The organism is Bradyrhizobium sp. 172, assembly GCF_023101065.1.
Classification (GTDB): domain Bacteria; phylum Pseudomonadota; class Alphaproteobacteria; order Rhizobiales; family Xanthobacteraceae; genus Bradyrhizobium; species Bradyrhizobium canariense_D.
The window spans coordinates 1,618,358-1,632,601 of record NZ_CP064701.1 but is presented as its reverse complement, the minus strand read 5'-3'; the positions used below and the strand labels follow the sequence as shown (position 1 = coordinate 1,632,601).

At 57.8% G+C, this 14,244-nt stretch carries 10 protein-coding genes and 1 pseudogene; 5 read left to right on the top strand and 6 right to left on the bottom strand.

Annotated features, from left to right (window positions below):
• Window positions 1-244 precede the first annotated feature (244 nt).
• Window positions 245-1,501, bottom strand: a complete 1,257-nt coding sequence (locus IVB07_RS07775; protein WP_247767554.1) for a serine hydrolase — start codon at window positions 1,499-1,501, stop codon at window positions 245-247.
• 344 nt (window positions 1,502-1,845) lie between these two features.
• Window positions 1,846-2,811, bottom strand: a complete 966-nt coding sequence (locus tag IVB07_RS07770; RefSeq protein ID WP_247767553.1) for an ABC transporter substrate-binding protein — start codon at window positions 2,809-2,811, stop codon at window positions 1,846-1,848.
• Between the two features lie 607 nt (window positions 2,812-3,418).
• Here IVB07_RS07770 and IVB07_RS07765 point away from each other — a divergent pair.
• Window positions 3,419-3,826 (top strand): hypothetical protein, encoded by a 408-nt coding sequence (locus IVB07_RS07765; RefSeq protein WP_247767552.1) that lies wholly within the window; start codon window positions 3,419-3,421, stop codon window positions 3,824-3,826.
• A gap of 204 nt (window positions 3,827-4,030) precedes the next feature.
• Entirely contained in the window at window positions 4,031-4,465 is a 435-nt protein-coding gene (locus tag IVB07_RS07760) for a nuclear transport factor 2 family protein (RefSeq protein WP_247767551.1), read from the top strand.
• A 220-nt stretch (window positions 4,466-4,685) separates the two neighbouring features.
• On the opposite strand, the gene IVB07_RS07755 is transcribed toward IVB07_RS07760, so the two are convergent.
• Together IVB07_RS07755 and IVB07_RS07750 are read right to left on the bottom strand one after the other, a co-directional pair.
• Window positions 4,686-5,372, bottom strand: coding sequence for a GDSL-type esterase/lipase family protein (locus IVB07_RS07755; RefSeq protein WP_247767550.1), 687 nt, complete (start codon window positions 5,370-5,372; stop codon window positions 4,686-4,688).
• Window positions 5,373-6,213: 841 nt separating this feature from the next.
• On the bottom strand, window positions 6,214-7,149 hold the full coding sequence (locus IVB07_RS07750; RefSeq protein WP_247767549.1) for a LysR family transcriptional regulator: 936 nt from the start codon (window positions 7,147-7,149) through the stop codon (window positions 6,214-6,216).
• Between the two features lie 221 nt (window positions 7,150-7,370).
• Between IVB07_RS07750 and IVB07_RS07745 the strand changes: the two genes are divergently transcribed.
• Window positions 7,371-8,249 (top strand): tripartite tricarboxylate transporter substrate-binding protein, encoded by an 879-nt coding sequence (locus tag IVB07_RS07745; RefSeq protein WP_247767792.1) that lies wholly within the window; start codon window positions 7,371-7,373, stop codon window positions 8,247-8,249.
• Window positions 8,250-8,324: 75 nt separating this feature from the next.
• Window positions 8,325-8,837: pseudogene (locus IVB07_RS07740) on the top strand (protocatechuate 3,4-dioxygenase); the annotation flags it as partial.
• Window positions 8,838-9,073: 236 nt separating this feature from the next.
• Here IVB07_RS07740 and IVB07_RS07735 read toward each other — a convergent pair.
• Window positions 9,074-9,556, bottom strand: coding sequence for a nuclear transport factor 2 family protein (locus IVB07_RS07735; RefSeq protein WP_247767548.1), 483 nt, complete (start codon window positions 9,554-9,556; stop codon window positions 9,074-9,076).
• Window positions 9,557-9,633: 77 nt separating this feature from the next.
• Here IVB07_RS07735 and IVB07_RS07730 point away from each other — a divergent pair, with 77 nt between their 5' ends.
• On the top strand, window positions 9,634-10,584 hold the full coding sequence (locus IVB07_RS07730; protein ID WP_247767547.1) for a helix-turn-helix domain-containing protein: 951 nt from the start codon (window positions 9,634-9,636) through the stop codon (window positions 10,582-10,584).
• Between the two features lie 1,628 nt (window positions 10,585-12,212).
• Here IVB07_RS07730 and IVB07_RS07725 read toward each other — a convergent pair.
• On the bottom strand, window positions 12,213-13,715 hold the full coding sequence (locus IVB07_RS07725) for an MmgE/PrpD family protein (RefSeq protein ID WP_247767546.1): 1,503 nt from the start codon (window positions 13,713-13,715) through the stop codon (window positions 12,213-12,215).
• Window positions 13,716-14,244 lie beyond the last annotated feature (529 nt).

The following is a 14,244-nucleotide window of genomic DNA, read 5'->3' as shown; positions in this document are numbered from 1 at the left end:
CATCAAATCCCCATAGGCGATCGTCCTGATCGTCTGAAGGTTGTTTGACGCGACGTCCTACGTCCCCCCAGCGCGGTTTCCTCCTTTGGAGGCTTTCGGACGCCGGCCCCGTGTGCGCGGCAACACCGTCATAGGGCCGGCATCCGAAACCCTTCACAGAAGCAGACCTCGCAGCTCATTCGGCTTTTCTATTCCGACGTCGAGAGCGGAGTGGACCTCTCTTCCCCTGGGAGAAAAGGTGGCGTCACCCGAACTGCGCGACCACAGCCGACCACAGACGCCAGATTTCGGGGGACTTTTCATCGACGGCGGTCTGCACCATGACCAGCTTCGAGGGCGGATCAACGAGGATGCGCTGCCCGAGGTGCCCCAAGAGCGCGAATTGCCGTCTGCTGCCGGGAAACAGGTAGACCTGATAGCCGTACCCGAACCCTCCCTCGGCTTTTGCCAGATACGTCTCGGAGGCAAGCACCGTGGTCGCATCAATCACCCACTGTGCAGGTATTATCTGTTTGCCTTCCCACGCTCCGTCGTGGGCCAGCAAACGGGCGAGCCGCGCGTAATCGCGCAGTACCGCATTGAAGAACCCGTGCGCTACCTCATGGCCTTCCGCATCAATTAGCCATTTGGCATCCGCTTCCGTGCCGATCGGCTGCCAAACTTTTTCCTGGAGATAGCCGCACATTGATTGACCGGTCGCGTAATGCAGCACGAGACCAAGCACGTCCGTCTCGATACTGGCGTAATGGAATCGCGTCCCCGGCGGCGCGATCCGTTGGTTGAATTGCGCGATGCTGGCAACGGTGCCTTTTTGGGAAAACCAGTGTTTGCGCACCGTGTCGCCCCACAGGCGATCGAGGTCGTCTCCGCTGCCTTTCGCTTCATCGTTCTCTTCACCGAACTTTACGCCAGACGACATGTGCAGCAGCGCGCGGATCGGCGTTGCACCGTATTCCGTGCCTTTCAAGCCGGGAACATAGGTCTCCGCAGCATCGTCGATCGACTTGATCGCGCCTTCCGCGGTCGCGATCCCTATCAGCATGCCAGTGATAGATTTTGCCATTGACTGCGATATCAGCCGATCTCGATCAGTGCGGCCGTACTGATAGCACTCAACCAGAATCCGGTCGTCCTTAGCGATCAACAGGCCCGTCACCGGATTGCGCGACAGATAATCCGCAAGCGAAGCGCGGTTTCCCTTGTACTGGTAGCTGACATCCGCCGGCGTTCGCTTGAATGGCCAGGATGTGGCCGCGCGATCGACCTGGCGTGTCGGGAATATCTCATCGTAATGACTGAATGCGCCGACGCGGTATTTTGGCGAGGCCGGATTGCCGGGCTGGAAGATCCTCCACCGGTCCTTGATCGGGTAGTTCTCGGCCGCGCCGTAAAGTTCGGCGTCCGGGCCATCGGCGAAAAAGGACGGACCACCACCGATTTCAGCAGCCCAACTCCATTTCGCCGACGCCGCAACCCAGGTTGCCGCAAGTCCGGTCAGCACAGAGCGTCGCGAGAGTACTTTCCCGGCGCTGGTATCGGAGCTACCGCTGCGCCGCTTGCAAGAGTGATAAAATCGCGGTTCGCAAACCTGGCCCATCCGACCTCGAAATCGCTGGAGAGGGCCAACTGCTCCTCACCACGAATGCTACGGTGAGTAACATTGAGCTAAGCAGCGTGCTGTGTCAATGGCCTACAGCTTTTGAGCGAGGTCAGCTTTGAGTCACGGCTGCCTTCCCAAATTCCGAGAGGCATGACGGCGGTAACCCCCAATGCGGACGTTAGCGGCCGCGCTGTGGACGGCAGCGATGGGCCATGAACGGACTCCTGCATCGCAGCGAGATAGCTCTATTCAATCACCTCGTCAGCGCGAATTAGTAGTGAGGACGGCACTGTTAAGCCGAGCGCCTTGGCCGTCTTCATGTTGATAACCAATTCGAATTTGGTCGGCTGCTCGACCGGCAACTCGGGAGGCTTGATGCCTTTGAGGATCTTATCAACGTAGCTGCCAGCACGACGCAATAGATCGAATATATCGGGGCCGTAGACGACCAAGCCGCCATCCGCGAATTGTCGGAAGAAATGGATTGCGGGCAGATGATGTTTCGCCGCGAGCGCGATAACTCTCGGGGCTTGGCGAATGATCAGAACATCGCCCAAGACAATCATTGCATCGGCGTGCTGGGCGGCGGCCGAGGCAAAGGCGATATCAAGTTCCTCGTCCGTGGTCGCCTCAACTATCGGCAGAGCCACGCCCAGCTTCCGCGCTGCGCTTGGTGCCTCCTCGGCTACCATCAGCCTGTGCATGGGGTTGCCCGGATTGACCAAGAGCGCAATTGTCGACGCGCCAGGAACCAGTTCCTGGAGGATTTGTATTTGTTTGGCGGTCCAATCTCCCGGCACCCAGCTCGCAAGGCCGGTGATGTTACCGCCTGGACGCGCGAGGCTTTGGATGAGACCGAGCCCCACGGGATCGGCGACAACCACGAATACAATCGGAACGGTGGCAGTTGCCGATTTAAGGGCAAGGGCTGGCGACGGCCCGAGGGCAATTACCAGATCGGGAGTTAGCGCTACCAACTCCGCAGCTAGGGTTGCCATGCGATCCGGAGTTTCGGCAAATCGATATTCAACGAGCAGGTTCTTGCCTTCGATCCAGCCCTTCTCGCGCAAACCATTGCGCCACGCGTTGCGACCCTGAGAATCTAGGAATCCGCCCAAGAAGCCGATCCGGCGAGGCGCGCCTTGGGCCCGCAAAGGTGTTGGCGAAACCAGCAGCACCGCAGTGCCGGCTATGAACTCCCGCCGCTTCATTCGATCCTCATCGGAGCCCGAGGACGATCGAACACAGAGTATCACGTCTCGATAGTTGGTGCACTCACGGCTGTGAGATGCAGGGCATCGGCGCAGCGGCAACTTCGGGTCACGTGCCGACATCCTATAAACGAGCGCCAAGGTTGCCACGTAATCGCACCACTGGATGGGTTAGAAGTCATGACTTATCGTGCGCGTACTTCTCAAAAAAGCAGCCGACTACATCACTTTCTCAGGGCCTCTGCGAAATATGCCCAGCGACCAGCACGCACACACCGTAGGACCAGTCAGCGACACTGACTTGGGTATTCAGTCGGGCGCCGTGTGAATGTGCCGAAAGCGAGTACGATTCTCCGGGCCCTAAACAAGCTGAGGCATTATGCCTCTTGGGGGCGAAACACCCATTTCTACGGGTGCACCAGTCTCGTAGAATGTGATTGCCCTTGAAGCGGGATGTGCCGAAGTCGCCGTTCGGGACCAACGAGAAGTGCTAGCGCTATCGGCAGGTGCCCTACCCTCTGAGACCGCCCCTTTTCGGTTTCTCACCACGACTTCACATTTCCACGCGCGCAGCTTTTGCGGCGGCTTATTGCAGAGGAGAAAAGCGATGAGCAAGATCGATCGAAGGTCTGCACTGGCATTCGGGTTGGCAGCGGCTACGGCGGCCACGATAAAGCCCGCCGCCGCTCAGACTACGGGCTACAAGGACACAACTCCATGGCCGGGCGTGGTGGTGCGCGAGTATGATGGCGACACACCATCGCTGATCCCGGGCTTTAAGACGGTCTCAATGCGCGACATCATCATGCAGCCGGGATCGAAGACCATGGGGCCTCCCATGATGAATGCCATGGTCTGCCATATCACCGAAGGAAAGCTTCGGCTTGAGCAGGACGAAAAGACCTTTATAGGCAAGAAGAATTTTGTCTGGACCTGCAACAAGGACACAAAGGAGCAGGCGTTCAATGATGGGAACGTGGTCGCGATTATGCGGATCACCGACCTGAAGGCTTAAGGCTCGTTCTTCGTAAGTAATCGATTGTGGGAGCGAATGACCCACGGGACGGTGCCGATCGCGTCGGTTTCCGCAGTGAACTAATAGCAGCCACAACGCGACCGGCGACGGTGTCGTCATACTGGCGGACCGCAGCTGCGGCAGAGGACCGGGAGTGATGATCTAATCAATCGGGAAAGGCGTTATCCTACAGAGGAGTATCCTATGAAGTTGGCTCTAACATCAGCACTAGTCATTTGTCTGCTCGGTGCGCCGGGAACTTCGTTGGCCGCGGACGCCAAGGGCGACGTGGAGAAGGCTTACGCCGCCTGGGATGCCGCATTCAATAAGCACGACGAGAAAGCCATCGGCGCCTCCTATGTTGCGACGGCAAAATTGATGCCACCCACACATCAGGTCGCGTCGGGTCCGGCCGAGATCGAGAAGTTCTTTGCCAGACTCTTCGCGAGCGGTGTGACGGATCACAAGTTGGAGATGATCGACGCCGGCGGAGACGATAAGGTTGTCTTCGGCACAGCCAAGTGGAGCGCCACGGGTAAGGAGGAGGGCGAGCCGTCTCCCTTCAGTGGTTTAGCGACGCATGTCTTCGAACGCCAAGCCGACGGATCGCTCAAATTGAGGCTGCAAACATTCAACTAAAGCGGTCGAAGCTTAATCGGTCCGGCGAGGCGGCGGCCTTACCGGACACCCAAAAAAGGCTACTTGTCTCCGGTGCACGATATGTCCGGGTTGGGTCCAAAAGCAGCGGTGGACGTCAAGTTGGATTGACGTCCGGTTTACCCCTGACAGCCGACATGACACGCGCTCAATTGACCTTCGGCTAAGGGCCGAGAAGCGGAAATGACGCTGCACTAGAGGATCAACGGTCTTCGAGGCTCACGCGTCCTATGAGAGCCTCGACTTTTGGCAGTATGCGCGTGACGACCTCTTTGAGCCCAGCCGGATTCGGATGCAGGCCCCCGAGAGCCTTAAGCTGAGGATCGTCGACAAACGCGTCGTCAAAAGCGTCGTAGAGCAGCACATTGTACTCGCTGGCAAGTCCAGCGAACATTGCGGCAAAGGCTTTTTCGTACTCATGCCCGAAATTGGTGTGAGGTCGCGCTCCGCAAAGGAGGGCGACAATGCGCCGGGCTTGGAGGTTTTGCAGAATCGCTGCGAGCGCTGCGCGAGTGACATTTGGATCGGTACCTCTCAACATGTCGGTTCCGCCGAGTTGCAAAATTACCGCGTGGGTCCCGTCTGGGACCGCTCGATCCAATCTGGTGAGGCCGTTTACAGCTGTATCATGAACAACACCGGCGTTTAAAACTACGACTGCTTTTCCCTTGGCCCTCAATGCAAATTCAAGTTGATCGGTAAAGCGATAGCCAACAGCGATACCGCTGCCGGCGGTGTGAGAATCCCCGAGCACGACAATTCTGACCGCGTTGTCTTCTGCCCGAGCGTTCTGGCTCGTCAGGCGAGACAACACTAGGCAAACTGCTATGGAGACAATCATAGCACGGCGAGAAACCATTGCGCCGTAACCTTTCGATTGCGAGTTCATCGTGCTCTCCTATTCGGTGAGCAAGCGTCTGCAAGTTCAGTTCTAGATACGACCCGCCGCTTTAGCCTTGTAATCCCAGGGATGGAGGATGCCAAAGAAAAGGTTGAAACTAGATAAGACAGTGCGACTCCCCTGATGGTCCGGTTTGGGTCACGAGCTGCCCTGACGGCAGGGAAATGCCGCTTCCGGTCTGCACTGAAAAGCGGACATCACCGGATCGGCCCTTCAGTTTCTTCGGTCGCCGGATATAGGATCACCAGCGGCTCCACTGCACCGAAAACGTCACGATTACCGCCTGCCCTGGCCACCGCCCGGCTCTCGCGCGGCTCGGTGCTCATCGCGAGGGGCAAGCACGGCTTTCCGGTCGCCGCGTGACAGCTTGATGCCTTGGACTCTCGAATTACCTTATCAGTGCGACGGTGACAGTCCACCGCGTCGGGCTGCTTGACTTCACCTCCATTATCGAACGGACCATCCCCGCGACGAGCAATCCATTCAACATCACTATCGCCTTTTCGCCCCGATATTGCGCATAGCGGCAGCGTCTGGCCTCTCGCGGGTCAGTAATTTCGATGGTTTGCATGCAACACCAATGACCAATGGCCGCGGTACGCGATACGGTTCCGCGACGATGAGCACCGTATCAGGGAAGCGTTAACCAAAATTCCTCCGCCCCGAGCCGGTCGCGCGGTCTCGTTCTCCATAGGCTTTGTTCGGCCTGTCCACAGCAGGCCAACTACCACCTGACCCAGGCTGTGAACCCATAATCCGCAGGGCCGACACTGCTATCGCTCGGTAACTGACGTGCTGCATACCGGCACAACGACGCTACGGGTCAATATCAGCCATGAACAAGCGATTTCGCGACTTCCCGCGTACAGTTGATGAAGGCTTCAACCGGGGGGCTGAGCGTTCGATTTTTCAGGAATACGATCTCGGCCGAAATCCGGGGACCAGCGGTTCTTAGCGGCAGAACTTTTAACGCGGCCCGGTGCGCGCTCAGTGCCGCTACCGATGCGGGAAGAATTCCGACGAATTGTCCGCTTGCAATCAGCGATACCGTGAGCTGAATGGCGATAGTTTTGACCCGTGGCTTCGGTGGTGAAAAACCATTGGCTCGAAATACCTCGCCGACGATGGCGCCTGGGGCGCTGTCATAGGGCGGCAACACCCAATTGCCCATGATGATGTCCGTGAGGGAGATTCGGCGCTTTCGCGCCAATTCACCGTGGGTCCCCACAACAAAGACAAGGGGCTCATCGAACAAAACTTCGGAATGGAAATCGTCCTTCAGTACCGTGGCTCTCGTAATCAGCAAATCGATCCTTCGCTCACGTAGCTCCAGGATCTGATGTTCGCCCGGATTGGTCAATTTCACATCGAGCTGGACTCCGGGATGTTTTGTCGAAAATTCCCGCACGATCGACGGCACCAGGCTATGCAGGATGATGTCGGTGCACCCCAATCTCACTTCGCCGGAGTTTGGATCGGACAAATGCTCAAGCGAGCGAAGCCCTTGCTGCATCTCGTCGAAGACATTGATGCCGCAGCGAAGCAGCACCTCGCCATGGGACGTGAGCTCGGCGCCCTGCGAACCGCGATCGAACAATCGGACGCCGAGCGCGCCTTCGATTTCGGAGATCGCTTTGGAGACAGCGGGATGGGAAATTCCCAGCCTGGCGGCTGCCTTCGCCATGCTACCGGTATCGGCGATCGCCATCAGGATATGGAGGTCGCGCAACTTGATGCGGCGGCCAATTCGATCCGACCAGTCCATGGCGAGCCTTAACCTTGGAGTTACAGGGATGCCGCAATTTTCAGTCTACCAGATAATACCCCGGTGGACCAGAGTGACAGCGGTTCGATGAGGGCCGGGCGGGAAACGAGGACGATCCCATGATCACGAAGCGAAGACTCATAGCGCTGGCGTGCACCGGCGGCCTCGCGGCCATTTTCCCCAACGCAATCCGCAGCGCGTCCGCCGAGAGCACGTCGCGCATGCTGGTGGGCTTCGGCGCCGGCGGCGCGATCGACGTGATTGCCCGAATGCTGGTCGATGGAATGAAGGGATACTCATCTTCTTTCATCGTCGACAATCGCCCCGGTGCCGGCGGTCGGCTTGCACTCGGCGCGCTGAAAACCAGTTCGCCTGATGGCACGGCGATAATCCTGACGCCCGCCTCCAGCGTCGCCGTATTCCCCCATGTCTACAAGTCGCTTGGCTATGACGCGTTCAAGGATTTCGCTCCGGTCACGACTGTCTGCTCCTTTCCATTTCTGATCACCGTCGGCCCGATGGTGCCGGCCGAAGTCAGGACGCTGGCTGACTTCGTGACATGGTGCGCGGCCAATCCCAAGCTGGCGACCTACGGCACGGCGGCGGCCGGATCGATGTTGCATTTCACCGGCGTGAGCCTAGCCAAGGCCGGCCAGTTCGCATTGGTGCACCTGCCCTATGGCGGGCCGGGCGGCATCCAGGATCTGATCGGCGGCCGGATTGCTGCGACGATCTATCCAATCGGTACCGCCCTTCCGTATGTGCAATCCGGCGCCATTAGGTCACTGGCGACAACCGGACCGCAACGATCGTCACGAATTCCCGATGTGCCGACGGTTCGCGAGGCGGGATACCCGGCGCTGGAGGCCAATGAGTGGTTTGGCGTCTTTGTTCCGGCAAATACGCCGGCTGAAATGGTGAACCATCTCAATGAAGCGATCCGCGCGGTGGTGAATACTGACGCCTTCAAGACGGCCTTGGCCACGCTTGCCATGGATCCGGCCGGCGAAACGCCGAAGGAATTTGCGCGACTGATCAAATCCGATTTCGACCATTGGGGACCAATCGTGCAGGCCTCCGGCTTTACGCCAGAAGATTGAGGCGGGTTATGAACAACTCAAGCGCCACGCGCCGGTACCGAACGCCAGACCAGATTCTCGGCCCCCTACTTCCCAACGGGACACACGGCGGTCCCGCAAGACGACCTGACCTCGGTCAAAGGGATCGAAGGGCATGCCCAGGGAGAGATTATCCAGATCACCGGAAGGGTGCTCAACCTTGATGGCGAACCCGTTCGCAATATCCCCATTATCGTGTGGCAAGCCAACACCTTCGGTCGTTACGCGCACGGCAACGACCCCAATCCCGCCCCGCTGGATTTCAGCTTCGTGGGTTGCGTCGGCATTCGATCAGATGACGAGGGGTTTTATCGGATCAAGACCGTCAAGCCCGGCGCATATCCCGCAGGACCGGACTGGATGCGCCCGCCGCACATTCACTTCGAGATTCACGGTCGGTTCGAGCGGCTGATCACCCAGATGTATTTTCCTGACGAGCCGCTCAATGCCTGCGACAGACTGCTTAACGCCGCGATACGTCCGGATTTGCTGGTGGCAAAGCCCGTTCCTTCGGAAGACGGATGCGATCACCGCGCGCTAAATTTCGATATCGTGCTGTCAAGGGGCTAGAGGCTGCTAAACAGTAATACTTCGAAGCTTCACGAGTTTAGGGGAAGACCGAATGTCCGCATCGGATTAACAGCGCCGGTTTCGGCCGCGGGCAGTCAGGGCCGGCCTACCCTCAACTTCGGCAAGACCGGGCACCGCAAGGGCGGTCGCGAAGGGCCAGACGCAGTCGTAGGTTTACTCGCTTTCAGCCTGCACCATTCCCGGCGATCTGACCCCGAAACTGGCTCGCATAGGGACTATTGTGGAACGCGCGAGGTCGTGTGCACCACCATCAACCAGCGGCCGCCGGTGTTCTCGAACATGTTCGTGGTCAATGCCGTGAAGACTGCAGTCTCGCCGTTTTTCAGTTTGCCTCGAACCTCCTCAAGACCCACGACCCAGGCAACGTTTCCTTTGATGCGAATCTGCGGGTCCTGCATCGATACTGAGATATCGGCAAAACGGTCAAACGTCGCTTCCCAACTCTTCCTCACGGCGGCCCAGCCGACAATCGGTGCTTTGCTCGCGGGATGAACCGCGATCACATCTGGCTCGTGCGCCCAGATCGTGTCCATCGCGGCGATATCGCGCGCAGATAACGCCCGATCAAATACGTGATTGGCGGCTGCGATGGCCGCGCTCTCCGCGCCGGTTTCGGCGCGTGGCGCGGCCGCATCGAGGATCGCGAGCACGATAAAACCAAGTGTTGCGGCGATCGTTCGGATCAGCTTGTTCGACATGGTGACGTCCTCACTTTTCCATCGGGAAACCGTGCCGCGTCGTATTGCGGACAGCTAGGTCAGTTTGCTACTGTTCGATGATCAAAATCGGACAGCGACGAATGCGGCGCGAGGTCGGCTTGCCAGCCATTGAAGGGGTTTGCTACTTCAATCGTCGGTTCCCAGAATTGGGAATCGAGCCGCTCTCCTTGTCTGATCTGTTCAGGCGTGTCCCGCCGGATCATTTCGACCATCCGCAGCGTCCTGCCTTTCATCTTTTGATGCTGTTCTCATCGGGGGCGACCACGCATTTCCTCGACTTCGAGCGTTTGCGCTGCACGGCGCGGACGCTTCTCCATGTTCGCCCCGGCCAGGTGCAGCAGTTCGTGCCCGGTGCCGAGGCGGAGGCGACGGTTCTTCTCTTTACGCCCGAGTTTGTTCTGCCAGATGGAGCGGCGAACCATCCGCTGGTCCCGGGCTCGGCGCTCGAGCATGCGGCGCCAAGTGGAGCGATCAACCTCGATGCGGATTCGTACGAGCGCGTTCACGCCGGGTTTGCGACGATAACTGATGAGTATAAACGGAGTGATGGCTCGACGATCTGCGCAAACATCCTGCAGCACCAGCTTCACGTCCTGTTGTTGCAGGTCGCTCGCTGCTCGGATCGGCATGAATCCTTATTGATTTCGAGCTATCATCGGACAGTCCGGCATTTTCTGACCGACCTTGAGGCCCGCTTCATGCGGACGCGGCGTGTCGAGGACTATGCCGACAGGCTAGGCTGTTCAACCAAGGCGTTGCGTCGCGCGTGCGTTGCCGTTCGCGGTGTTCCGCCCAAGATGATGATCGAGGAGCGCGTCATCCTCGAGGCAAAGCGACTCATTGCGTATACTGCGTGGCCCATCGAGTCGATTGCGGAGGCCGTCGGATTCGGCGAGGCGACGAACTTTGTGAAATTTTTTCATCATCATGCGGAGATGTCTCCGTCACAATTCCGAATGCAGTTTCCAGGCCGTACGTCCGACAAAATCAAGGTGGTCCGAAACTGACAGCTGGCTGTTAATCGGAAAGGGCCCAATGACCGCTCAGCGTCAATCGCGTCGGTGTAATGCTCCCGCGATGACTCCCGGTCAGCCCCGATGAGCAGACATCTTAAGTGCCCATAACAAGATCTCAAGCGGGCCACAAGCGGGCATAGCTGCGGGATGTCCTGTCAGTGATTGGTCTCGTTCGGTCTTCGGATCAGAGACATGTCCGAGACGCGGGTAGTGATGGGCAATCCATGCTGTCTAAGACCACTCCATCCGACCCATAACCCGACGAGGCCGAACAAACTGGCCGCAGGAAGAACCCAGGTCATCCTTCTGGCGCCGAACGCAGCGGCCATCGCAGCGCAAAATACAGCGACCAACACGATAGGAAGGACATATGGCCAGTTTCCGACAACTCCGTCCAACCCCCTTCGGCCAATAAGCAGTAGCGCAATCACTCCGAAGCAACTCATGCCTAAAAGGAGGACATTCCCGCCGATGTCCAACACAAGACTTACCCCGTGCTGTGGGATGGATCGGCCCCCGAGCATGTGTTCGTAAAGACGAACGCCCGAAGCATAGGTCATAAGAAGACAGAACAACCCGAATACTAAGCCGACCGTCTTGAAGAGAGGCCTTGCTGTGTGTACTTCCATGCCGGGCACACATCGCGCCTGTGAGGCGTTATCGAAAACAGCCTTAGTTCTCGGCGAAAGAATCGAGGAGCGCACGAAACCGCTTCCTAATCTCGTCCGCTTGGTAAACGTATTTGCGACTAAATTCTAAATTCAGAACGCCGTATTCCGCGCCGGTGTGCTCGGCGAGAGTGCAGTAAGGATTCTTGTCGGAGATCTTGTTGCAGGCAAAAATCAGAGGTCCCTCGGTCGTACCTCTCATAAATAAATCGGAATCCGCCTGGCATAGCTTGTAATCGGATTCGACCTCTCGAAACTGACCTTGGCTTTTCTGTTCACACCGACTCTCCCACTGTCGCTTTCGCTCGGAAAATCCAACTCTTCCTGTCCTCCTCGGATCGTTGCGCTCAGCTGATCATGGAAGCCGTCGCGATATGGATGCTCAATAAATCCATCACCATTGTTCGCGTTCCTAGGCGTCAAGCCGGGGAGCAGGACGTGAATTTCGAACGTCGTCGTTAGAGGATTGGGGGCGACAGCTGACCGATCTAGATCCACGAGGTTTGTGCGGCACCTTGTATACTTTTTTGCCAAAAGGGATCAAAACCACCGTGGTGCTACTGGACGGATGCTCAAGCAGTTGATCTGCGCTAAACGCATTCCGTTGTACCATCTCTGCAAATGACCCCCGCTTATTCAAAAGTGGATCTGGATTGCCGGGATGAATAAACAATCGGTAACTGAGGAATAGGCCCGCTATCAGCACCGCGACCGCGGAGGAAATGACCCACTTCATCATGTCGGATGTTTCGGCGTGAGTCTCGCGGTATTGCCTACGTCCAAATTCGGGCATGTTCCCTGCTCGGCTCGCCTCCACTGAGGCACACCTTCTTGGTTGCAGTTGGTTAGTCCGTCAACCAAGAACCGGGCAATTACTCAATTTTCCATGAACAGCGAGGTCCGCTGTGGGGCCAACAACCGACATCGGCATTTTATCGCTGCTATCCAAATTCACATCGGAGTTTGCTTTCCACTTCCACGGAGGGCTTGGGTCAATTCCCGGACATCCTTTAGCTCTTCGAGACCATCGACGAGTGACATGACACGCTCTGCGCCGGCCTTGCCAACCACAGGGACCGCAAAGTTCATGAACTTGCGTTCCAGCGACGATCTTGAGAGCGGACGTTCCGCGTCGCCTTCAGGAACTTCCACGGTCTCGCGCAAGGCTTGACCATCTGTGAATACAAGTTCGATGCTTGCGCCGCGCCCCTTGGGGAATTTCGCCATCAGTGCTTCTCCGGTCTTCACCGACGTCTTTTCCACCAGCGCCATCACGTCCCGCGCACGCCAGCGGTCCTTCTCGAATTGGCTGGCCGTCACATCGCCGTCTAGAAGAGCCATGGCAAGGCAGACGGGAAGGCTGTGATCTGCGGTACCCCTTGTCTGCGGCTTGAATTTTGGGGGATCCGCGACGCGCTCGATTATTCCGGGATAGGTCTCAACCGTGATCGCCTGGATGTCTTGTACGCGATCGCGGATCTTCGCGGAGAGCGCCGCACCCCCTTCTGCCACCGCTTGCAACTCGATTTGAATGGGAAAGCGTTTGAATGCCACCCGCGGTAGCCGGTATCGCGCCAGCTCGAGGTCAACGGCAAACCCCTCCTTGATGGGCTTCATTTTCGACGCCAGCCATTCCAACGTGCCGGACGGGCCCGTAAAACCCTGCGCGGCGAGCCGTGTCGCGAAAACGCCGTCAGCCGCAGTAGCGGCAAGTCCCATGGCTTTCATCATGCTGATCGCGCCACTATTGACAACAAAACTCGTGAAGCCACGGGCGCCCGAAATTCCAACCGCGTTGGCGATGGCTTCCCTGGGGAGTCCCCAGATCTTGCCCGCAATCAGAGGGATGCCATAGGCGGCCGCACACAAAGGATGGAAACCACGCTCGATAAAGGAAATGGCGTCATTGACGCGCATGCTGGCCTCGTAGCCAGCGACCATCGCCTCCATGAGATCACGGCCGTTTCGTCCATTCTCTTCGCAAAGCGCAATGGCCGTCGGAAGCAGCTCGCTCGGATGAAGGGGCTCGGTGCCGATATAGGTATCGTTGAGGTCGAGGGAGCGGACCAGGAGGCCGTTGACGAACAATGCGCCTTCAACCGTAGCGGGGCGCGGATAGCCGATCACGGTGGCTGTATTGCCCTCTCCGAAGGTCTTGCGGACGGTCCTCTCGGCTATATTTGCGGGCTCGCTTCCTACGGATCCGAATGCGCATCCGAGCGTATCGAGAAGCACCCGCTTGGCCGCGGCGATAACGTCCGCAGGCAGCGCTTCATACTTGATGGAGAGGGCAAATTCGGCGAATTTCTGTTCAAGGGTGGCTTTCTGCCGATCGCCCTCGCCGGCGGCAAGCGCTGAACCGACGAAACGATAGCCGTCAGACCGAACGTTCGCCAGAAGCAGGCTTGCGGAAATGCCGGCAGCGGTTCGCCTCAGAAAGTCACGTCGCTTCATGAATGCCTCCGATATTAATTTGCTGCAACAATAGCGACCAGGATGCGCGGGTTGGTCACCCGCCGACGCAAGCGACAGAGACTTGAACGAAGTCGCGAAAAGTCTGGCGCGAAGGCCGACTGCTTGGCCGCAGCCTTCGCAATTCAAACCAACATCAATTTTTGAGAATAGTTTTGTGCCTACCGACGGCAATAGGCTGCCAATTCTTGTAAGCGGCGATTTCGGAAGGTCGCCGCTTTTTGGGCAGCTCTCGGTCAGGCAAATAGCTTGACCATGTGGGGACGCTACGCTGATTTCATCCCAGTGTCTGTAGTGGCGAATGTCTCTGATGGGTCAAAGGCTGCCTTAGCCAGGCTCAATGCACTGTTCGGCTTCTTCTCCCGAAAGCTGACACCTCAGTCTTCTGCGCGAAAGGCAGCCACGGGCCAACAACGGAAGTCGAAGTACGCTCATTTTGTCATCTCACCGCGCATCAGAACGCTCTTCAGTTCGCTGAGGCAAAACTCAAAAACGACATTTGCGCGGGGTA